Source organism: Stenotrophomonas sp. STEN021 (assembly GCF_056760175.1).
This window is the reverse complement of sequence record NZ_JBRREH010000028.1, coordinates 19,150-39,242: the sequence shown is the minus strand read 5'-3', so window position 1 is coordinate 39,242 and position 20,093 is coordinate 19,150. Positions and strand designations below refer to the sequence as shown.

The following is a 20,093-nucleotide window of genomic DNA, read 5'->3' as shown; positions in this document are numbered from 1 at the left end:
TGGTGACAGCGGCTTTTCTGAATATCTGGCGGGCAAAGTGGGATTCGAACCCACGGAAGGTTTAACCCTTCGCCGGTTTTCAAGACCGGTGCCTTAAACCGCTCGGCCATCTGCCCGTAACGTACTACTGCCCCGGACAAACCTCCGGGGCGCGCATTCTCGCATGCCTGCGGGCGTTTTTGTTCAACCCGCTTCGATTGCCAACGATCCGGCCATCGAGGCGCGGATCTTCTCCTTGGCCCGCTCGCAGGCACCGCCACAGTGCAGGCGCGAGGCTTCCAGCTCGGTCGGCAGGTGTTCGGCCAGGAAGTCGATGAACACCCGCACCGCCGGCAGCAAGCCCCGTCGCGAGGCAAACACGGCATGGCAGATGCCCTGCGGCAACGACCAGTCCGGCAGTACAACCTCCAGCTCGCCATTGCGCACGGCTTCGGCGCATACGGTTTCTGGCAGCATGGTGATACCGAAACCATCCTTGACCATGGCCTGCAGCAACGGGAAATCAAAGCCAGCCACACGCGGTTGCAGCTCCACCCGCCGCACCTCGCCGCCCGGCCCATGCAGCTCCCAGCGCTGCCGCGCTTCATCTTCGCTGATGCTCAAGGTGACGTGATTGCCCAGGTCTTCCGGCGAGGCCGGCCGCCCTGCCCGGTCCAGATAGGCCGGGCTGGCCACCAGCAGTTCCTGTACCTGGCCGAAGCTGCGCATCACCAGGCTGCCGTCATCATCCAGACGCGAACGAACCCGCAGGGCCACGTCGTAACCTTCGTTGATGATGTCGACACGGCGGTTGCTGATGTTCAGCTGCAGCCGCACTTTCGGGTATTGCTCGAGGAACTTCGGCAGCAGTTTCGGCAACTGCATCTGCGCCAGCGACACCGGCACGCTGGCGCGTACCAGCCCGCGAGGTTCGGCGCTGAGCCGGTCCACCACTTCACGCGCTGCCTGCGCTTCGGCCAGCATGGTCTGCGCATGCCGATGCACGCTCATGCCGACATCAGTAACTGCAAAACGGCGCGTTGAGCGCTGCAGCAGGCGAACACCGAGATCGGTCTCAAGCTGGCTGATGCGTCGGCTCAGACGTGATTTGGGGATGCCCAATGCGCGCTCGGCAGCTGCAAAGCCGCCGTGGTCGACCACCATGGCGAAGTAGTAGAGGTCGTTGAGGTCCTGCATGGATTGAGCCCACTATTAGAACGAACCTGCAAATTTAATCACCTTTGTCCTGTATTTACAAATCAGGCCCTAAACAGTCCTGATTGAAGGTTCAGGGTGCTGATTGCCAAGCGCTGCAGACGCCCATTCATTTTTGAAGGGCGCAGCGTCCGGGAGCGGCGTGCTTTTTTTGTGGGAGCGGCGTCAGCCGCGAAGCTGACAAGCCGTGCGGCCAGGGATTTCCTCGCGATTTCAGCCCCCGGCTTCGCGGTTTACACCGCTCCCACAAGGTGGAGCCGCTTTGCGGCATTGGGGCGTGGGCACTTGAAGCGCTATCGGGAAGGCCTCTGCCGAGCATGGCTCGGCACTACAGAGGCACCAGCAGCTTGCCTTTGTGGGAGCGGCGTCAGCCGCGAAGCCCGGAATCTTTGCGATTGCGGGCTTTGCTGCAATTCCAGCTGATCGAGCTTCGCGGTTTACACCGCTCCCACAAGAATCAGGGGTTTTGTAGGCAGGAGCGTCGAAGCGTTATCGGGCAGGCCGCTGCCGGGCATGGCTCGGCACTACACAGCCCACGCTCAGGCGATGCGTTCAGCGCCACCCATGTACGGGCGCAGCACTTCAGGAATGGTGATCGAGCCGTCGGCGTTCTGGTAGTTCTCCATCACCGCGATCATCGCCCGGCCCACCGCCACGCCCGAGCCGTTGAGGGTGTGCACCAGCTCCGGCTTGCCATTGGGGTTGCGCCAGCGTGCCTGCATGCGGCGCGCCTGGAAGTCGCCACAGTTCGAGCACGAGGAGATCTCCCGGTAGGTCTGCTGCGACGGCAGCCAGACTTCCAGATCGTAGGTCTTGATCGCCGAGAAGCCCATGTCACCGGTGCACAGCAACACCTTGCGGTACGGCAGGCCCAACTTCTGCAGCACGGCTTCGGCGCAACCGGTCATGCGCTGGTGCTCGGCATCGCTGTCTTCGGCGGTGCAGATGCTGACCAGTTCCACCTTCTCGAACTGATGCTGGCGGATCATGCCGCGGACATCGCGGCCACCGCTGCCGGCTTCGGAGCGGAAGCACATCGAGTGCGCGGTCATGCGCAGCGGCAGACGCTCGGCGTCGATGATCTCGTCGCGGACGATGTTGGTCAGCGGCACTTCCGAGGTCGGGATCAGGTAGCGCGTGGATTCGCCCAACGCGGTCTTGAACAGGTCTTCCTCGAACTTGGGCAGCTGACCGGTGCCACGCAGCGAGTCGGCGTTGACCAGCACCGGCACATTGGTTTCTTCGTAGCCATGCTCGTTGCTGTGCAGGTTGAGCATGAACTGGCCCAGCGCACGGTGCAGGCGCGCGATCGAACCACGCAGCACGGTGAAGCGCGCGCCGGACAGCTTGGCTGCGGTTTCCGCATCCAGACCGTTGTTGCGGGCACCCAGCTCAACATGGTCGAGCACCGGGAAATCGAATTCGCGCGGGGTACCCCAGCGCAGCTGCTCGACGTTGTCGCTCTCATCCTTGCCGGCCGGCACATCGGCGGCGGGCAGGTTCGGGATACCCATCGACAGGGTTTCGATCTGCTCACGCAGCACATCGAGCTGGGCCTCGGAGCTCTTCAGCTCATCAGCGAACGCGGCCACTTCGGCCATGATCGCCGACACGTCCTCGCCCTTGGCCTTGGCATGGCCGATCGACTTGGAACGGCTGTTGCGCAGGCTCTGCAGTTCCTGGGTACGCACCTGGATGCGCTTGCGGTCAGCCTCCAGCGATTCGAAGGCGGCCACATCCAGCACGTAGCCGCGCGTACTGCGCAGGCGTTCGGCAAGTTCGGCGGGCTGCTGGCGAAGAAGGGCTGGATCAAGCATGGCTGGGCACTGTGTACGGGTGTGAGTTGTAGATTATCGCGCGAACTGCGCCTGTCTGCCGCGTGATTCACCTTTCCTGTGCAAGAATCGACCTGATCCACACGGTCAAGACCATGTCCGCCCCAAGCTCCCGCTCCGACCAGAACTTCACTTTTCACCTGCCCCGCAGCAGCTTGAAGATAGCCGGCATCGCCTTCGGCGTTGGCGTACTGCTGTTTCTGGTGGTCTGGCTCAATGCCCGCCGCGACAATGAACTCTACCGTGCCGATCCGGCCCAGCCGCAGGCCAACAGCGCCGTACTGGCGCCATTGCCGGCGCCACTGCCCGCCGGCGCCGGTGCCAGCGACATGCCCGATGCGCGCCCGGAACCCGTGGAAGAAACCCCGGAACTGGTGGAGACCGCGCCAGCCCCGCCACCGCAACCCATCGCCGAAGCCGCACCCGTCGATACCGCGCCCGCAGCGCCAGCGCCTGCCACCGCCCCCAGCGATCAGCCTGTGCCCCTGCCCGGCCAGAGCCCTGCCCCGGAATACCCTGCTGCGGCCTTGCGCCGTGGTGAAAGCGGCACGGTGATCGTGCATGTGGATGTCGATGCCAGCGGCGCGCCCCTGGATGTGCGGTTGATCCAGCGCAGCGGCTCGCGCGATCTGGATCGCGCCGCCCAGGAAGCGGTACGCAACTGGCGTTTCCAGCCGGCGCAAAGCAATGGCCAGCCCATGCAGGGCAGCCTGGAAATCCCCTTCGACTTCAAACCGACGCCCTAAACTGAACCCAGGCTCCCCGAGGGGGCCGGTTCATGCAAAAAGTCATTCGCCGTTTGGGAGTGCAGGACCAGACTTGCTGCGTAGACGTTACGCAGAGCCAACATGTCGATGTCCAGCATCCCCCACCAGCACAGCTCAACCCACCAACCAGCTTCCGCACGCCCGCATGGCGTTGCCGCAGCTTGGCTGTGGGGTCTGCTTGCGCTGGCGGTAGTGAGCATCTTCAGCCTGTTGGGCTACCACACCCTGCAGACGCCTGCGGCTGCTGGGCCGGTATCCATCACCACGGCCGATACCACCTCGGTGGTCAGCGTTGCCGGCAATCGTGACGCTGAGCCGCTGGCCAGCAATCCAACCCCGGATTACCCCGCTGCCGCGCTGAATGCCGGCGTCGAAGGCGATGTGATCGTGCGCCTGCAGGTGGATGCCAACGGCAAGGTCAGCCAAGCCGCGGTGATCGGACACGAGGGCGGCATTGACCCAGCCCTGGATCAGGCTGCCATCGCAGCGCTGCAGCAATGGCGCTTCCAGCCCGCGATGCGGGACGGACGCGCCATCAACAGCGTGGTGCAGGTGCCGGTGGAGTTCAGGACCGGGCGCTGAGTCCGAAGCCGGCACCACTGGCCAGGCTGTCGAAGCCCGGGAACGAAGTCGCCACATTGGCGACATCATTGATGCGCACTTCGCCGGTGCTCAGTTGGCCAGCAATGGCGAAGGCCATCGAGATACGGTGGTCGCCATGGCTTTCGATGGTACCGCTACCCAGTGGGCCACCGAAAATGGTCGCGCCATCGTCGGTTTCATCCACGCGCAGGCCCAGATCACGCAGTCCGGTCGCCATCGCCGCAAGACGATCAGACTCCTTCACCCGCAGCTCGGCCGCGCCGCGTACCACAGTCTGGCCTTCGGCGGCGGCGGCGGCCACGAACAAGGCCGGGAATTCGTCGATCATGTCCGGCACCAGCGCCTCCGGAATTTCCGCACCCTTCAGTTGGGCGTAGCGCACGACCAGGTCGGCGACCTGCTCGCCGCCGTGCTCGGCGTGGTTTTCTTCGCTGATGTCCGCACCCATCAATCGCAGCGCCGCCAGCAGGCCGGTGCGACGCGGGTTCAAGCCAACCGAACGCAGGCGCACTTCGGAGCCGGGAATGATGCTGGCGGCAACAATGAAGAATGCCGAGGACGAGAAATCTGCCGGCACCGAAATATCGGTCGCGCGCAGGCGCTGGCCACCGCGCAGACGCGCCTTGCCCGGCTCGAACTCGATCTCCACGCCGAACGCGCGCAGCATGCGCTCGGTGTAGTCACGGGTCGGATGCGGCTCGACCACCGAGGTTTCGCCCTGCGCATACAGGCCGGCCAACAGCACCGCCGATTTCACCTGCGCACTGGCCACCGGCAGTTCGTAATCGATGCCCTGCAGCGACTGCCCGCCATGAATGTGCAGCGGCGGCGTGCCATCTTCCTGGGTGTCGATGCGTGCGCCCATCTGCGCCAGCGGCCCGGTCACCCGACGCATCGGCCGCTTGGACAAGGACGCGTCGCCGACCAGCGTGGTGTCGAACGGCTGCGCGGCCAACAGGCCTGCCAGCAGGCGCATGCCGGTACCGGCATTGCCGCAGTCCAACTCGCCCTGCGGCGCCTTCAAGCCATCCACGCCGACGCCGTGGACGATTCTCTGTGACGCCGACGGGGTTTCAAAACGCACGCCCATCTGCTCGAAGATGTGCGCGGTGGCGCGGGTGTCCTCGCCTTCCAGAAAACCATCGATATGCGATACACCATCGGCCAGCGCGGCGAACATCACCGAACGGTGCGACACCGACTTGTCGCCAGGAATGGCGAGCGTGCCCTGCAGGGCGGAACCTTTGCGTGCAATCCAGTAGGGCTGGGAACTCATGCGGTCTCTCTAGTATTCAGTGCGCCAGGAGCGCGTCAGCAAACCCTTCTCCCTCCGGGAGAAGGTGCCCGAAGGGCGGATGAGGGTGCGGGAGCACATGGCTGCAGCGAATTGAAGACTCTCGGCCAGCCAACCCTCACCCCAACCCCTCTCCCGCCGGGAGAGGGGCTCGAAACTCACGGCACAGCGACCGGATAGGAGCCGAGCACCTTGATCTGCGCCGAATGCGCCTTCAATTCGGCCAGCGCGGCCTGCATCGATTCGTCTTCGATATGGCCGGCCAGGTCGATGAAGAAGCCGTATTCCCACTTGGCCTGATGCGACGGCCGCGACTCGATGCGGTTCATGCTGATGCCGTGGCGGGCGAACGGGCTGAGTACATCGAACAGCGCGCCCGGCTTGTCGTGGATGAAGACCAGCACCGAAGTGCGGTCATGGCCCGAGGAAGGGAACAGCTGGCGGCCAATCACCAGGAAACGCGTGGTGTTGTCGGCGTCGTTCTGGATTGGCTTGGTCACCACCTTCTTCAAGCCATAGACATGCCCCGCACTCTCGCCACCAATCGCCGCCGCGTCTTCCGCGTTGCGGGCGCGACGGGCACCTTCGGAGTTGCTGGAAACCGGCACCTTTTCGGTCTTGGGCAGGTTCGCCCGCAACCACGCCGAGGTCTGCATGAAGGCCTGCGGATGCGCGTAGATGCGCTCGATGTCTTCAATCCGGCCGGTGCGTGACAGCAGGTACTGCTGTACGCGCAACTCGACTTCACCGCAGATCTTGAGGTTGGAGGTCAGGAACATGTCCAGGGTGATCTGGATCGTGCCCTGCCCGGAATTCTCCACCGGCACCACGCCAAAATCGGCGTTGCCGTTTTCCACTTCCTGGAAGATCTCTTCGATATTGGCCAAGGGCAGGCCCAGTGCCGAACGGCCAAAGTGCTTGTGCGCAGCCTGCTGGGTGAACGAGCCTTCAGGGCCGAGATAGCCGATCTTCAACGGCTCCTGCTGGGCCAGGCAGGCCGACATGATTTCGCGGTACACATGCACCAGCACTTCGTCGCTGAGCGGACCCTCGTTGCGATCGACCACCATCCGCAACACCTGTGCTTCGCGCTCCGGTCGGTAGTAGTCAACGGCTGCCGCGAGCTTGCCCTTGGCCTTGCCTACCTGATGGGCGAAGTTTGCCCGCTCGGCAATCAAGGCCTGGATGCTGCGGTCGATCTGGTCGATCTTGGCGCGCACATCCGACAGTACCGGCTTGGCGACGGCCAGGGTCTCGGTGACCGTTTTCTTGCTGGCGGCGGTCTTCTTGGCCGCAGCAGGCTTGCTCGCAGCTTTCTTGGCGGCAGGTTTGGCTGCGGTGGCCGGCTTGGCCTTGCTGGCGGTCTTGCTTGGCTTGGTCGCCATGGAATCGTCTACCTGTTACTGGCCGGCGCAGTGCGCACGGCGGGATTGGTTCAACCGTTGCGCTGCTGGAAGTCACGCATGAATGCTGCCAGCGCCTGTGCCCCTTCCAGCGGCATGGCGTTGTACAGCGAAGCACGGATGCCGCCGACCGCCTTGTGGCCCTTCAGCGCCAGCAGGCCGGCAGCCTTGGACTCGCTGACAAAGCGGGCATTGAGCTCTTCACTGGGCAGGAAGAACGGGATGTTCATCCGCGAACGCACGGCCGCAGCCACTTCGTTGCGATAAAAGCCGCCAGAGCCATCAATGGCGTCATACACCGCCGAGGACTTGGCAAGGCTGAGCTTGGCAAAGGCTTCCACACCGCCCTGGGCGAGCATCCACTTGAACATCAATCCAGCCAGGTACCAGTTCCAGGTCGGCGGCGTGTTCAACATCGAATCACGTGCGACATGCGAGCGGTAGTCGAAGATATCGGCACGCGGCTGGCCGGCACGCTCCAGCAGGTCACGGCGGATGATGACCACGGCAATGCCTACCGGGCCCAGGTTCTTCTGTGCGCCGGCATAGATCACGCCGTAGCGCGACACATCGATCGGTTCTGAAGCAATCGAGGAGCTGAAGTCGGCGATCAACGGCACGCCACCCACATCCGGTACATCGCGGAACTCGATGCCGTGAATGGTTTCGTTGGCGGTGATATGCACATAGGCCGCGTCGTCCGACAGCTGCCATTGCGAGCGCGCCGGGATATCACGGTAGCCACTGGCCTCACCGCTCGCAGCGATGTTCACGTCGACATAGGGTTGGGCCTGCTTGACCGCGGTCTTGCCCCAGTGGCCACTGACCACGTAGTCCACGCGTTGGCCCGGGCTGGCGAAGTTCAACGGCAGCAATGCCTGCTGGGTGGTCGCGCCGCCACCAAGGAACAGCACGGCGTAGTCGTCGGGAATCCCGATCAGGCGGCGCAGATCAGCCTCGGCCTCGGCGGCCACGGCCATGAAATCGGCGCTGCGATGACTGATCTCGACAATGGACGCGCCTACGCCATTCCATTCCAACATCTCCGCCTGCGCCTGGCGCAGGACCGATTCCGGCAATGTCGCAGGGCCGGCACTGAAATTGAATGCGCGCGTCATGTCACACCTGTTGAGCAGAATCCCTAGTATGCCGCAGCGCAGCAGCCTTGGGTCATCTGGAAAAGGTTGCATCTGCACCCATTCCGGGCCGTGGTTTCAACCCTGTACGGACATCGGCTTCACGGCTGCTGAAGCCAGGGCTCAGCGTGCGCCAAACAACAGCAAGGCACTGATGGCCGCACCGAGCAGCAAGGCGCTGAGCAGCAGCCACGGCCAGCGCCGCGGCAGCCTGGGCTTTGCCGGTGCCAGCGTGGATGGCTTGCGTGCAACCGGCTCGTCATCGTCCTCGAGCGGGAATGCCACGCTCGCCGAGACCGGGCCCAGCGGAATCTCCAGCACAAAGCGGTGGTTGCCTTCGAACACTACCTGGTCGCCAGCCTGCAGCCAGCAATGGCGCGTGCCTACACCGTTGACCTGGCTTCCGTCGGCCGAGCCCAGATCGCGCAGCAGCACCTTGTCGCCGTGCCGCTCGAACCGGGCATGACGCTCGGCGAAGGCCGGGTCGTCAATGAGAATGTCGCTGGCCGGATCACTGCCGACCACGCGCGCCTTGTCCAAGGTAAAGCTGCGTCCGTGATGGCGCCCGCCTACCCCGCGCAACAGCACCCGCAGGTCTTCGCCACCATCATTCGGGGCTTCCGGCGGATGCGGCTCCTGCTCGCAGTCGCCACGCAGCAGCATTTCGGCACCATCGGCATAGACCGAATCACCAGCCCGCAGCAGCGCCATGCGCCGCACCGGTCGGCCATTGACGTGGATACCGCGGCCACCATTGGCAACCTGCAGCCAGACCCCGCGTTGGTCGGTACAGAATTGGGCCAGCAGCAACGGGCCGACACTGCCGTCGCCCAAGCGGACTTGCCCCGAAGCATGGCGCACAATGCGCTGGACACCCGGCATCAATGTCTGATCCGGCTGCTGACGGTTACTGAAATGGACTTGCAGAGTGCGCACCGGCAGCAGACTAGCAGGTCATCCGGTCATGCAGAAGGTGTACGTGAGGCTTGGACTACGTCGCGCAGGTCCGCACAATGGCGCATCTTTCTTACAAACAGCAGTCCAGGCCACACGCCATGTCAAATATTGATATCCAGCACCCGCATTCCCTGTCCGATGACAAGGCGCGCACCGCCATTGCCGAAGTCGCCGAGAAGCTGCAGGAACGCTTCGACGTGGTCACCCGCTGGGACGGCCCTGTGCTGCACTTCAACCGTTCCGGCGTGGACGGTGCCATCGAGCTGTTGCCGGGGGCTGTGCGGGTCAAAGCCGAACTGGGCTTCCTGCTGTCGGCAATGAAGGGCATGGTGGAATCCGAAATTCAACGCGTGCTGACTGACAAGCTCGGCTGAGCTGGCACCGTCACACAACTCAGGCCGCCAAGCCGTTACGGTGTGGCTGAACTCTTCAACCCCGCATAGGAGCATCGTCATGACCACCTACGAGCAACGCCCGGAAGACGAAGACGACAGTGCTGGCGCGCAAGGCCAGGCCGAGCGCTTGACCAGGAAGGTGACCGAGTCGGCCCAACAGGTCTGGTTGGCCGGCCTGGGCGCACTGTCGCGGGCACAGGCCGAGGGCAGCAAACTGTTCGACACCCTGGTCAAGGAAGGCCAGAACACCGAAGCCCGCTCCCGCGAGCAGTCGCGCAATGGCGAAAGCCTGCGCGACACCGTGGAGAACACCTTGGGCCAGGCCCGTGAGCGCGCCGCCGACACCTGGGACAAGGTCGAAAAATCGTTCGAAGACCGGGTACACAGCGTGTTGCGGCGCATGGATATCCCCTCGCGCTCGGATATCGAGGCGCTGAACGATCGTCTGGACGCCCTCAACCGCCGCCTTACCCGCGCCGAGAGCCGTGCCGCGCACGACGGGCAACAAGCTGAAGATCAGTAATGTTGCAAAGCAGCAATGCTTGCGTAAGAATCAACCTACCCGCCAGCAGTACCGCGCCGTAAGTCTCCCTCCCCTCACGGCATCGGATGGCGGGTTTTTCATGCCTGCGATTTGCCCAGGCGGCCTGCCTCCGGCTTTCAACCCTGCCAGCAAGCGATAATCCGCTGCTCATCGGGCCGCCCTCACGGCATCAGGCGGCCGCAATCGCTGGAGGCAAGCATGCAAACCCCGCACCCGGACACTGATTCCGGCACCCAGACCCGTCACGCCCTGCACGGCCAGTACCCGCGGGCCGAGAGCGTGGATGACTTCCGCCACAATCTGGCGCTGGTCCACGAGCGCATCGCCGCAGCCTGCAGGCGCGTCGGCCGCGATCCGGCCAGCGTGCGCCTGCTGCCGGTCAGCAAAACCATCGATGAAGCCCATGTGCGCCTGGCCTATCAGGCCGGCTGCCGCCTGTTGGGCGAGAACAAGGTGCAGGAGGCCCACCACAAATGGGAGGCCATGCAGGATCTGGGCGACCTGCGCTGGTCGGTGATCGGCCATCTGCAGACCAACAAAGCCAAACTGGTGGCCCGTTTCGCCACCGAATTCCAGGCCTTGGACAGTCTGCGACTGGCCGAAACGCTGGAGCGTCGCCTGCAGGCCGAAGGCCGCTCGCTGGACGTGTTCGTGCAGGTAAACAGCTCCAACGAGGCCAGCAAGTACGGGCTGGCGCCCGAAGCGGTCGCCGGTTTCCTGCAGGCTTTGCCGCGCTCCGGCGCGTTGCGGGTGCGCGGCCTGATGACCTTGGCCCTGTTCTCCGCCGAACCTGCGCAGGTGCGGACCTGTTTCGTGCGCCTGCGTGAGTTGCGCGATCGATTGCGCCAGCATGCGCCAGCCCACATTGGGCTGGATGAGCTGTCGATGGGCATGTCCGGCGACTTCGAGATCGCCATCGAGGAAGGCGCCAGCGTGGTCCGGGTCGGCCAGGCCATTTTTGGCGCACGCGCGATACCAGACAGCCATTACTGGCCGACGGCCAAACCCGCCGATTAATTCACCGTTTCAGCTCAAAAAAGCGAAGTCAGCCTGCTCTTACGGTCGTCAGGGAAGATAGACTGGGCCCCATCTCTAGGCTTTCAGGTATGTCGATGTTTTCGTGGATTCTGGCCCTGTTGCTCGCGTTGCTCTTGTGGGGTCTGGCTTCTGCATACCTGTGGTTGGTCGCCCGCCGTCGAACCGAGCGCCAGCATGGCCTGGCCGCACTGGCTGGCATGCGCTGGCGCGAGTTTTCCCGCATCGTGCATCAGGCCATGGCCGAGCAGCGCGACCTGCACCCGCTGACCGATGCCGAAGACAACGACCGCGGCACCAGCAGCGATTTCCTGCTGCAACGCGACGGCCAGCGCTGGTTGGTCTCGTGCAAGCATGGCCGCGCCTATCGGTTCGATGCCGGTGCAATCCATGAGCTGGCATCGGCGATCAGCCTCACTGGCGCCGCTGGCGGCCTGCTGATCACCGAAGGTCATGTTGAGCGCGACGGCCTGGCCGAGGCGGAGAAGCACTCGATCGAAGTCATCGATGCGCGTCAGTTGTGGGAGCTGCTCAAGCCCTACATGCCCACCGAAGCGCACGAAACGGTCACCGGCATCGCCCGCCGCGAAGCGGTCCGCCACACTGGCATTGCCGGATTGGCGGCGGCCACCCTGGGCCTGCTGGCCGGCATGGGCTACATGACCATGCAAGGAGATTCCCCAGCAGCTGCACCGATCACCACGGCACCGCAGGTTGCCACCGAACCAACTGCCGAACCGGCAGCTGCAGCCGAGCCTGCGGCTGAACCCAGCAAAGCCAAGCCTGCCGCCGCCGCAGCGAGCGCCCCCCACCCGGGCGACCTTGTGCAGGACCCGGACGCCGCCACCTTGCTGCGCTACCAGCAATCCGTTTCAAAAGCCTTGGCCGGCACTTCCGGCGTGGTCAGCGGCATCTGGTTGACCCGCTCCACCCTGTCGGTGGAACGCAGTGGCGATGACGCCCAGGTGTGGCCGCTGATCTGCCAACAGCTGCAGCGCTACCCAGCGCTGCGCACCACCCGCGTGCAGCTCAACCCGCGCCCCGGCGTGGATGAGCCGGTGCGCTGGCGGCAGTGCAGCACCATCTGAGAGTCAGCAGCTTCCAGCCAGGCCATCGGCCCGGCTGGAGATTGAATCAGACGGATTGAAACAGACGCGCCGAATCAGCGTGCGCCCGGCGCGAAACGGGCAATCAGATCGTAGGCGTCGCCGAGGAACATCTGCCGCACCCAGGTGATGGGCAGCTCGCCGCGCCAGGTCTGGCGGTCGATGACCAGGCAGGCCGTGCCCACCGGCACCTGCAGCAATGCAGCTTCATCGGCAGTTGCGGCCACCGCACTGATGCGGTGCTGGCCGCGCGTCCATGACACGTTCTGCAGCAGCCAGCTGCCCGGCGCATGGATGGAGAAATCCACCTTCAAGGTTTCCGGCACCGCTTCGGGGTTGATCAAGCGGCGCTCCAACGCCAGCGGCTTGCCGTCGGCCAGATGCAGGCAACGCAACGCCAACAGCTTGCCCTCACCGACCAAGAGCAGCTCTTCGGCGGAACTTTCCCTGGCCTTGCGGTGCGCACGCTCCAGCAACTGGAAGCCATATTCGTGACCGCGGTCGGTGACCGCCACCTTGATGTCGGGGATTTCCAGTGCCACCTGCTCCAGGTGCGGCGGCTGGCGGGCGACGAAGGAACCGGCGCGACGGCGCCGTTCGATCATGCCGCTTTCGGCCAACGCGGTGAGCACCTTGTTCACCGTCATCCGCGAGCAGCCGTACTGCTCCATCAACTCGTGTTCAAACGGGATACGGAAGCCAGGCTCCCATTCGCCGCTGAGAATGCGGCCTTCGATGTCACTGCGGATGCGGTGATTGAGGGTGGGAGCTTTCTTGCCCTTCACTCGGGTTTCCTGAAAGAGGCGCTGTCTGGCCGATGACCGACCTTAGCCCAGTATCCGCGCAAGCGCGGTACGGTAACGCGCGCTGATCGCATCACGGTTCACGTGGCGACCATCGCGGACCAAGGCCCGACCGTTACGCCAGACGCTGCGCAGGGCGCCATTACGTGCGGCGAACAGCCAGCTGTCAAGCAAGGTGTCGCCGCTACGCTTGAGCAGGGCTGGATGCTGGGCATCGAGTTCCAGCAGGTCGGCGGCGGCGCCCACACTCAGGCCGGCCTGCACGCCCAATGCCTGTGCGCCACCCTCGCCTGCCTGCTGGTAGAGCCAGCGGCCACTGGACAGCTCGCCTGGTGAGAGAACATTGCGTCCGCGCAGCTGCAGGCGCTGGCCATATTCAAGCAGGCGCAGTTCTTCCGCTGCGTCGATCAGCACGTTGGAGTCGGAGCCAACGCCGAAGCGTCCGCCAAGCTGTATGAAGTCACGCATCGGGAACAGGCCATCACCCAGGTTGGCTTCGGTGATCGGGCACAGCCCAACCACTGCACCACTGCCCGCCATCAACCGCACTTCATCGCTGTTGACGTGGGTGGCGTGCACCAGACACCAACGCGCATCGACGGCGGCATTGGCATACAGCCATTCGACCGGCCGCTGGCCGCTCCAGGCCAGGCAGGCGTCCACTTCGCGGGTCTGCTCGGCAATATGGATATGGATCGGGCCAGGCGCCAGCGCGACCAGCGCCTGCAATTCCTGCGGGGTACTGGCGCGCAGGCTGTGCGGGGCCAGGCCCAGCACCGCATCTGGTGTATCTGCAAGCGCCCGTTTGCAGCCCTCCAACAAGTGCGCAAAACCATCGATATCATGCAGAAAGCGCCGCTGCGCCAACGTTGGCGCGGCGCCGCCAAAGTCGCTGTGCGCATAGAACACCGGCAGCAGGGTCAGACCCAGGCCAGTCTCATCCGCCGCCGCCGCAACCCGTACCGACATTTCGGCGTGGTCGGCGTAACGACTACCGTTTTCAGTGTGGTGCAGATAGTGGAACTCACCGACGCGGGTGAAACCACTTTCCAGCATTTCCATATAGGCCTGCGCGGCGATGGCCTGGAAGGTGTCCGGATCCAGCCGGTCCAGGAAGCGATACATCAGCTCGCGCCAGCTCCAGAAGCTGTCGCCCGAGCGTCCACCAACTTCGGTGAGCCCGGCCATCGCCCGTTGGAAGGCATGGCTGTGCAGATTGCCTAGGCCCGGCACCACCACGTCCAGACGCTGCGATTGGCCGTCCCAGGTTTCGCCGGCAACCACTGCGGTGATACGGCCGGCGACGCTGTCGATGCGCACATCCTGCGCCCAGCCCTGCGGCAACAAGGCCTGGGCGGCGTGGAAACGAACCGTTGAGGCTGGCTTGATCGTTGTCACTGGACACTCTCCGATGGTCGCCGTTATTGTATATACAAATAGGCACGGAGAGCGACATGCGCTGCGACACGCTATGGCACAACGCCAACCTGATGACCCTGGACGACGCCTCGGGCGGACTGGGCAGCATCCGCGACGGTGTTGTCGCCGCCCGCGATGGCCGCATCCTGCATGTCGGCCCGGCAGCGGATGCACCCGCATTTGAAGCCGATACCCGCATCGACTGCAATGGCCGCTGGATCAGCCCGGGCTTGATCGACTGCCATACCCATCTGGTCTATGCCGGCAATCGCGCAGGTGAATTCGAGCAGCGCCTGCAGGGTGTGACCTACGCACAGATTGCCAAGGCCGGTGGCGGCATCGTTTCCACCGTCAGCGCCACCCGCAATGCCGATGACGCCGCCTTGATCCAGGCCAGCCTGCCACGCCTGGATGCGATGCTGGCCGAAGGCATCACCACCATCGAGATCAAATCCGGCTACGGCCTGAGCCTGGCTGACGAACGCAAGCAACTGCGGGTGGCGCGCGAGCTGGGCGTGCTGCGCAAGGTAGAGATCGTGCCGACGTTCCTTGGTGCGCATGCTGTGCCACCGGGCCACGAGGCACAGGCTTACATCAACGAAGTCTGCGCAGTGATGATCCCGGCAATCGCAGCCGAAAGCCTGGCCGAAGCGGTCGATATCTTCTGCGAGAACATCGCGTTCTCGCCGGCGCAGGCGCAACAGGTTTTCGACGCTGCCAAACAGCATGGCCTGGCAATCAAGATCCACGCCGAACAGTTGTCCAACCAACACGGTGCGGAACTGGCTGCACATAATGGCGCGCTGTCCGCGGACCACATAGAACATCTGGACGAGGCCGGCATCGCCGCGATGCGCGCCGCGGGCACGGTCGCCGTGCTGTTGCCCGGCGCCTATTACTTCACCCGCGAGACCGTGTTGCCACCGATACAGGCCCTGCGCGAAGCGGGCGTACCGATGGCCCTGGCCACCGACTGCAACCCGGGCACCTCACCGCTGACCAGCCCCTTGCTGACGATGAACATGGGCGCAACCCTGTTCCGCATGACCGTTGCCGAATGCATTGCCGGCTTTACCCGTGAAGCTGCGCGCGCACTGGGCCGTGCCAACCGTGTTGGCAAGCTGGCTGCCGGCATGGACTGCGACCTCGCGATCTGGGACATCGACGCCCCCGCCGACCTGGTTTACCGGATCGGCTTCAACCCTTTGCATGCCCGCGTCTGGCGCGGGCAAACCGTCTGAATCACGCCCGTTGAATCTCAAACTTTGAATCTCGCACTGCTGGAGCACGCATGAGCACTACCTTGACCCTCCTCCCCGGCCACGTTCCGTTGGCGCAATGGCGTCAGATCTATCGCGGTGCCAACGTGCGCCTGGATGAATCGGCCCAAGCCGCGGTACTGCGCAGTGCACAGGTGGTGGATGCCATCGTCGCCAAGGGCGAGCCGGTCTACGGCATCAATACCGGCTTCGGCAAGCTGGCCAGTGTCCGCATTGAACGCGAAGACCTGGAGACCCTGCAGCGCAATATCGTGCTGTCGCATGCCGCCGGTGTAGGCGAGCCGATGCCCGCCAACGTGGTGCGCCTGATGATGGCGCTGAAGCTGACCAGCCTGGCCCAGGGCGCCTCGGGCATTCGCCCGCAAACCTTGGCACTGCTGGAAGCGATGCTGCAGAAGGATGTGGTGCCGGTGGTGCCCTGCCAGGGCTCGGTTGGCGCCTCCGGCGATCTGGCGCCGCTGTCGCATCTGGCCAGCGTGATGATTGGTGTTGGTGAAGCCTTTGTCGGTGGTGTTCGCATGTCGGCCGACGCCGCCTTCGAGCAGGCCGGACTGAAGCCGTTGGTACTGGGCGCGAAAGAAGGTCTGGCGCTGCTCAACGGCACCCAGTACTCCACCGCCTATGCACTGGCTGGGTTGTTCGAGATTGAAGTGGTGTTCCAGGCCGCACTGGTTACCGGTGCGTTGTCGGTGGAAGCCGCCAAGGGCTCGGATACCCCATTTGACCCACGCATCCACAGCATCCGTGGTCAGCGCGGGCAGATTGCCACCGCCGCGGTGTTGCGCGAACTGATGCAACGCTCGGCGATCCGCGAATCGCACCGCGACAACGACGTGCGCGTGCAGGACCCGTACTGCCTGCGCTGCCAGCCGCAGGTGATGGGCGCCGCACTGGACGTGATGCGTCAGGCAGCCACCACCCTGGAAATCGAGGCCAATGGCGTCTCCGACAACCCACTGGTGTTCACCGACACCGGTGAAGCACTGAGCGGCGGCAACTTCCATGCCGAGCCGGTGGCATTCGCAGCAGACATGCTGGCGATGGCCATCTGCGAGATCGGCTCGATCAGCGAGCGCCGCACCGCCATGTTGGTAGACCCGGCGCTGTCCGGCCTGCCGGCCTTCCTGACCCCGAAGCCGGGCCTGAACTCCGGCTTCATGATTCCGCAGGTCACCGCCGCTGCACTGGTCTCCGAGAACAAGCAGCGCGCCTACCCGGCCAGCGTTGACTCGATCCCGACCTCGGCCAACCAGGAAGACCATGTATCGATGGCTGCGCATGGTGCGCGTCGTTTGATCGCCATGGCCGAGAACGCTGCCAACGTCATTGGTATCGAACTGCTCGCCGCGGGCCAGGGCTGTGACTTCCACGCACCGCTGCGTTCGAGTCCGGCGTTGGAGCAGGTGCGTTCGACCTTGCGCGCGCAGGTACCGACCTTGGTGGATGACCGTTACTTCCACCCGGACATGGTTGCTGCGACTGCATTGGTGCGCGCTGCTGCGCTGACGGCTGGGTTGGGTGTGCAGTTGCCGGGTGTTGATGTGACTGACAAGGCCTGATCGAAGCGTATGCAGAGCTGGCCGCATGCCGTGTTGCCATCCCTTCTCCCGCGAGCGGGAGAAGGTGGCACAAAGCGCCGGATGAGGGGAGCGTTTGGCCTTCACCGTGCAAAACATCCACTTCTGCCCTTCACGCATCTTCCCCCGCCAGCAAGGGAAGAACCAAACCCGTCCTGCCCCAGGAATCCCCATGACGAACGCCCCTGACTGGCTGCAGATCCACCACGGTCACGCTCCACTGATCGTCAGCTTCCCGCATACCGGCACCGAGCTTCCTGCCTCACGCGTCGGCCACTTCGTGTCACCGTGGCTGGCACGCCGTGATGCCGACTGGTGGGTGCACGAGCTCTATGCCTTCGCCAAGGCAATGGGCGCCACGACGGTACGCACCGCCATCTCGCGCTCGCTGATCGACGTCAATCGCGACCCATCCGGTGTCTCCCTGTACCCAGGGCAGAACACCACCGGCCTGTGTCCGCTCACCACCTTCGACAACCAGCCGCTGTACCGCGCCGGGCATGAGCCCGATGACGCGGAGATCCAGTATCGGCGCGAAACCTGGTTCGATCCCTACCACGCTGCACTGGCCGGCGAGATCGCACGTCTGCGCGCACAGCACGAAACCGTCGTCGTCTACGACGCGCACTCGATCCGCTCGCTGATTCCGCATCTGTTCGATGGCGAACTGCCCCAGTTCAATATCGGCAGCGCCGGCCCCAGCGGCGCGCCGGATACCTCCTGCGACAACGCGCTGACCGACGTGGTCGAGAACCTATGCGCCATGAGCGGCATGAGCCACGTGCGCAACGGCCGCTTCAAGGGTGGCTGGATCACCCGCCACTACAGCAACACCGCCAACGGCGTGCACACCCTGCAGATGGAGCTCGGTTGCCGCGGCTACATGCACGAACCCGCACCCGAGGACGTGGACGAGCACAGCTGGCCCACGCCCTACGACCCCGAACACGCAAGCCCCGTCCGCAACACCTTGCAGCAAGTGCTCGGCGCTTGTCTGGAATTTGCTACCAGGAGAAATGCATGACCCGTCACGACCCCTCCCGCAACCCGCGCGCACCTCGCGGCAACACGCTCAACTGCAAATCCTGGCAGACCGAAGCGCCGTTCCGCATGCTGCAGAACAACCTCGATGCCGAGGTCGCCGAAGACCCGACCTCGCTGGTGGTCTACGGTGGCATCGGCCGCGCCGCCCGCGATTGGGAAAGCTACGACAGGATTCTTGAAACCCTGAAGCGGCTGGACGACAACCAGACCCTGCTGGTGCAATCCGGCAAGCCGGTCGGTGTGTTCCCCACCCATCCGGATGCACCGCGGGTGTTGATCGCCAACTCCAACCTGGTGCCGCATTGGGCCAACTGGGAGCACTTCAACGAGCTCGATAGGAAGGGCTTGATGATGTACGGGCAGATGACCGCCGGCAGCTGGATCTACATCGGCAGCCAGGGCATCGTCCAGGGCACTTACGAAACCTTCGTCGAGATGGGCCGCCAGCATTACGGCGGCAGCCTGAAAGGCAAGTGGATCCTCACTGCTGGCCTCGGTGGCATGGGTGGCGCGCAGCCGCTGGCCGCGTCGCTGGCCGGCGCCAGCAGCCTGACCATCGAATGCCGCCAGAGCAGCATCGACTTCCGCCTGCGCACCCGTTACGTCGACGAACAGGCCACCGACATCGACGACGCCTTGGCACGCATCGCCAAGTACACGGCGAGCGGTGAAGCCAAGTCGATTGCCCTGCTCGGCAATGCTGCCGAGATCCTGCCGGAACTGGTACGCCGCGGCGTGCGTCCGGACTGCGTCACCGACCAGACCAGCGCCCACGACCCGGTGCACGGCTACCTGCCGATCGGCTGGAGCGTCGAGCAATGGCTGGCCGAGCAGCAGGCCAATCCGGAGAAGGTGCGCGATGCCGCCAAGGCCGCGATGCGCGTGCACGTCGAAGCGATGCTTGCCTTCCATGCTGCCGGCATTCCAACCGTCGACTACGGCAACAACATCCGCCAGATGGCCTTCGACGAAGGTTTGAAGAATGCCTTCGATTTCCCAGGCTTCGTGCCAGCGTATGTGCGTCCGCTTTTCTGTCGCGGCATCGGCCCGTTCCGCTGGGTTGCACTGAGCGGCGACCCGGAGGACATCTACAAGACCGACGCCAAGGTCAAGGAAATCATCGCCGATGATCCCAACCTGCATCGCTGGCTGGACATGGCGCGTGAGCGCATCAGTTTCCAGGGCCTGCCAGCGCGTATCTGCTGGGTCGGCCTGGGCCTTCGCCACAAGCTTGGCCTGGCCTTCAACGAAATGGTACGCAATGGCGAACTCAGCGCACCGGTGGTGATTGGCCGTGACCATCTGGACAGCGGCAGCGTCGCCTCGCCCAACCGCGAAACCGAATCGATGAAGGATGGCTCTGACGCGGTTTCCGATTGGCCACTGCTGAACGCCATGCTCAATGTCGCCGGTGGCGCCACCTGGGTAAGCCTGCACCACGGCGGCGGCGTTGGCATGGGCTACTCGCAGCACTCCGGCGTGGTCATCGTCTGCGACGGCAGCGAAGCTGCCGACCAGCGCATCGCACGCGTGCTGTGGAACGACCCCGGCACCGGCGTGATGCGCCATGCCGATGCCGGCTACGACATCGCCATCGATTGCGCCAAGGAAAAGGGATTGGATCTGCCCGGCATTCTTGGCTGAGTGGATTTTTCCGTCGTGATGACAACGGGCGGGCCTAGGCCTGCCTGTTGTCCATCC

General features: G+C 64.2%; 18 protein-coding genes and 1 tRNA gene. 10 read left to right on the top strand and 9 right to left on the bottom strand.

Annotation, left to right across the window (positions count from 1 at the left end; all coding sequences use genetic code 11):
- Positions 1–26: 26 nt before the first annotated feature.
- From ACVOL0_RS08190 to serS, 3 genes are all read right to left on the bottom strand, one after another.
- Positions 27–116 (bottom strand) — tRNA-Ser (locus ACVOL0_RS08190).
- A gap of 67 nt (positions 117–183) precedes the next feature.
- The gene (locus ACVOL0_RS08185) at positions 184–1,176 is read right to left on the bottom strand and encodes a LysR family transcriptional regulator (protein WP_282267030.1); all 993 of its coding nucleotides are present in this window, start codon (positions 1,174–1,176) and stop codon (positions 184–186) included.
- 557 nt (positions 1,177–1,733) lie between these two features.
- The gene (serS, locus tag ACVOL0_RS08180; protein WP_481548659.1) at positions 1,734–3,011 is read right to left on the bottom strand and encodes a serine--tRNA ligase; all 1,278 of its coding nucleotides are present in this window, start codon (positions 3,009–3,011) and stop codon (positions 1,734–1,736) included.
- A gap of 113 nt (positions 3,012–3,124) precedes the next feature.
- Between serS and ACVOL0_RS08175 the strand changes: the two genes are divergently transcribed.
- Together ACVOL0_RS08175 and ACVOL0_RS08170 are read left to right on the top strand one after the other, a co-directional pair.
- A complete protein-coding gene (locus ACVOL0_RS08175; RefSeq protein ID WP_481548658.1) occupies positions 3,125–3,775 on the top strand; it encodes an energy transducer TonB in 651 nt (216 codons plus the stop codon).
- Between the two features lie 102 nt (positions 3,776–3,877).
- Positions 3,878–4,378 (top strand): energy transducer TonB, encoded by a 501-nt coding sequence (locus ACVOL0_RS08170; protein ID WP_481548657.1) that lies wholly within the window; start codon positions 3,878–3,880, stop codon positions 4,376–4,378.
- Here ACVOL0_RS08170 and aroA read toward each other — a convergent pair.
- The 4 genes from aroA to ACVOL0_RS08150 form a co-directional block, all read right to left on the bottom strand.
- Positions 4,362–5,675, bottom strand: coding sequence for a 3-phosphoshikimate 1-carboxyvinyltransferase (gene aroA, locus ACVOL0_RS08165; RefSeq protein ID WP_481548656.1), 1,314 nt, complete (start codon positions 5,673–5,675; stop codon positions 4,362–4,364). The genes ACVOL0_RS08170 and aroA overlap by 17 nt on opposite strands.
- 176 nt (positions 5,676–5,851) lie before the next feature.
- Positions 5,852–7,078: a prephenate dehydratase gene (pheA, locus tag ACVOL0_RS08160; RefSeq protein ID WP_481548655.1), complete on the bottom strand. Its 1,227-nt coding sequence runs from the start codon at positions 7,076–7,078 to the stop codon at positions 5,852–5,854.
- A 50-nt stretch (positions 7,079–7,128) separates the two neighbouring features.
- Positions 7,129–8,214 carry a 3-phosphoserine/phosphohydroxythreonine transaminase gene (gene serC / locus ACVOL0_RS08155; RefSeq protein ID WP_481548654.1) on the bottom strand — a complete coding sequence of 362 codons (1,086 nt, stop codon included), beginning with the start codon at positions 8,212–8,214 and terminating at the stop codon, positions 7,129–7,131.
- Positions 8,215–8,355: 141 nt separating this feature from the next.
- Entirely contained in the window at positions 8,356–9,168 is an 813-nt protein-coding gene (locus ACVOL0_RS08150) for an FHA domain-containing protein (protein ID WP_481548653.1), read from the bottom strand.
- A gap of 119 nt (positions 9,169–9,287) precedes the next feature.
- Between ACVOL0_RS08150 and ACVOL0_RS08145 the strand changes: the two genes are divergently transcribed.
- The 4 genes from ACVOL0_RS08145 (at position 9,288) to ACVOL0_RS08130 (ending at position 12,251) form a co-directional block, all read left to right on the top strand.
- Positions 9,288–9,563 (top strand): polyhydroxyalkanoic acid system family protein, encoded by a 276-nt coding sequence (locus ACVOL0_RS08145; RefSeq protein ID WP_481511312.1) that lies wholly within the window; start codon positions 9,288–9,290, stop codon positions 9,561–9,563.
- A gap of 79 nt (positions 9,564–9,642) precedes the next feature.
- Entirely contained in the window at positions 9,643–10,107 is a 465-nt protein-coding gene (locus ACVOL0_RS08140) for a phasin family protein (RefSeq protein ID WP_481548652.1), read from the top strand.
- 219 nt (positions 10,108–10,326) lie between these two features.
- The gene (locus ACVOL0_RS08135) at positions 10,327–11,145 is read left to right on the top strand and encodes a YggS family pyridoxal phosphate-dependent enzyme (RefSeq protein ID WP_481548651.1); all 819 of its coding nucleotides are present in this window, start codon (positions 10,327–10,329) and stop codon (positions 11,143–11,145) included.
- Positions 11,146–11,240: 95 nt separating this feature from the next.
- Complete coding sequence (locus tag ACVOL0_RS08130) at positions 11,241–12,251, top strand: restriction endonuclease (RefSeq protein ID WP_481548671.1); 1,011 nt, start codon at positions 11,241–11,243, stop codon at positions 12,249–12,251.
- A gap of 74 nt (positions 12,252–12,325) precedes the next feature.
- On the opposite strand, the gene hutC is transcribed toward ACVOL0_RS08130, so the two are convergent.
- Entirely contained in the window at positions 12,326–13,054 is a 729-nt protein-coding gene (hutC, locus tag ACVOL0_RS08125; RefSeq protein WP_481548650.1) for a histidine utilization repressor, read from the bottom strand.
- 42 nt (positions 13,055–13,096) lie between these two features.
- Positions 13,097–14,461: a formimidoylglutamate deiminase gene (locus tag ACVOL0_RS08120; protein ID WP_481548670.1), complete on the bottom strand. Its 1,365-nt coding sequence runs from the start codon at positions 14,459–14,461 to the stop codon at positions 13,097–13,099.
- A 65-nt stretch (positions 14,462–14,526) separates the two neighbouring features.
- Between ACVOL0_RS08120 and hutI the strand changes: the two genes are divergently transcribed.
- The 4 genes from hutI (at position 14,527) to hutU (ending at position 20,036) form a co-directional block, all read left to right on the top strand.
- Complete coding sequence (gene hutI / locus ACVOL0_RS08115; RefSeq protein ID WP_481548649.1) at positions 14,527–15,732, top strand: imidazolonepropionase; 1,206 nt, start codon at positions 14,527–14,529, stop codon at positions 15,730–15,732.
- A gap of 50 nt (positions 15,733–15,782) precedes the next feature.
- Positions 15,783–17,330 (top strand): histidine ammonia-lyase, encoded by a 1,548-nt coding sequence (hutH, locus tag ACVOL0_RS08110; protein ID WP_481548648.1) that lies wholly within the window; start codon positions 15,783–15,785, stop codon positions 17,328–17,330.
- 190 nt (positions 17,331–17,520) lie between these two features.
- A complete protein-coding gene (hutG, locus tag ACVOL0_RS08105) occupies positions 17,521–18,372 on the top strand; it encodes an N-formylglutamate deformylase (RefSeq protein WP_481548647.1) in 852 nt (283 codons plus the stop codon).
- Entirely contained in the window at positions 18,369–20,036 is a 1,668-nt protein-coding gene (gene hutU / locus ACVOL0_RS08100) for a urocanate hydratase (protein ID WP_481548646.1), read from the top strand. Before hutG ends, hutU begins: the two co-directional genes overlap by 4 nt.
- Positions 20,037–20,093 lie beyond the last annotated feature (57 nt).

Bases quoted from the DNA above. Each gene is read 5' to 3' on its own strand.
- ACVOL0_RS08185 (WP_282267030.1), bottom strand. From the start codon at position 1,176: ATGCAGGACCTCAACGACCTCTACTACTTCGCCATGGTGGTCGACCAC.
- serS (WP_481548659.1), bottom strand. From the start codon at position 3,011: ATGCTTGATCCAGCCCTTCTTCGCCAGCAGCCCGCCGAACTTGCCGAA.
- ACVOL0_RS08175 (WP_481548658.1), top strand. From the start codon at position 3,125: ATGTCCGCCCCAAGCTCCCGCTCCGACCAGAACTTCACTTTTCACCTG.
- ACVOL0_RS08170 (WP_481548657.1), top strand. From the start codon at position 3,878: ATGTCGATGTCCAGCATCCCCCACCAGCACAGCTCAACCCACCAACCA.
- aroA (WP_481548656.1), bottom strand. From the start codon at position 5,675: ATGAGTTCCCAGCCCTACTGGATTGCACGCAAAGGTTCCGCCCTGCAG.
- pheA (WP_481548655.1), bottom strand. From the start codon at position 7,078: ATGGCGACCAAGCCAAGCAAGACCGCCAGCAAGGCCAAGCCGGCCACC.
- serC (WP_481548654.1), bottom strand. From the start codon at position 8,214: ATGACGCGCGCATTCAATTTCAGTGCCGGCCCTGCGACATTGCCGGAA.
- ACVOL0_RS08145 (WP_481511312.1), top strand. From the start codon at position 9,288: ATGTCAAATATTGATATCCAGCACCCGCATTCCCTGTCCGATGACAAG.
- ACVOL0_RS08140 (WP_481548652.1), top strand. From the start codon at position 9,643: ATGACCACCTACGAGCAACGCCCGGAAGACGAAGACGACAGTGCTGGC.
- ACVOL0_RS08135 (WP_481548651.1), top strand. From the start codon at position 10,327: ATGCAAACCCCGCACCCGGACACTGATTCCGGCACCCAGACCCGTCAC.
- ACVOL0_RS08130 (WP_481548671.1), top strand. From the start codon at position 11,241: ATGTTTTCGTGGATTCTGGCCCTGTTGCTCGCGTTGCTCTTGTGGGGT.
- hutI (WP_481548649.1), top strand. From the start codon at position 14,527: ATGCGCTGCGACACGCTATGGCACAACGCCAACCTGATGACCCTGGAC.
- hutH (WP_481548648.1), top strand. From the start codon at position 15,783: ATGAGCACTACCTTGACCCTCCTCCCCGGCCACGTTCCGTTGGCGCAA.
- hutG (WP_481548647.1), top strand. From the start codon at position 17,521: ATGACGAACGCCCCTGACTGGCTGCAGATCCACCACGGTCACGCTCCA.
- hutU (WP_481548646.1), top strand. From the start codon at position 18,369: ATGACCCGTCACGACCCCTCCCGCAACCCGCGCGCACCTCGCGGCAAC.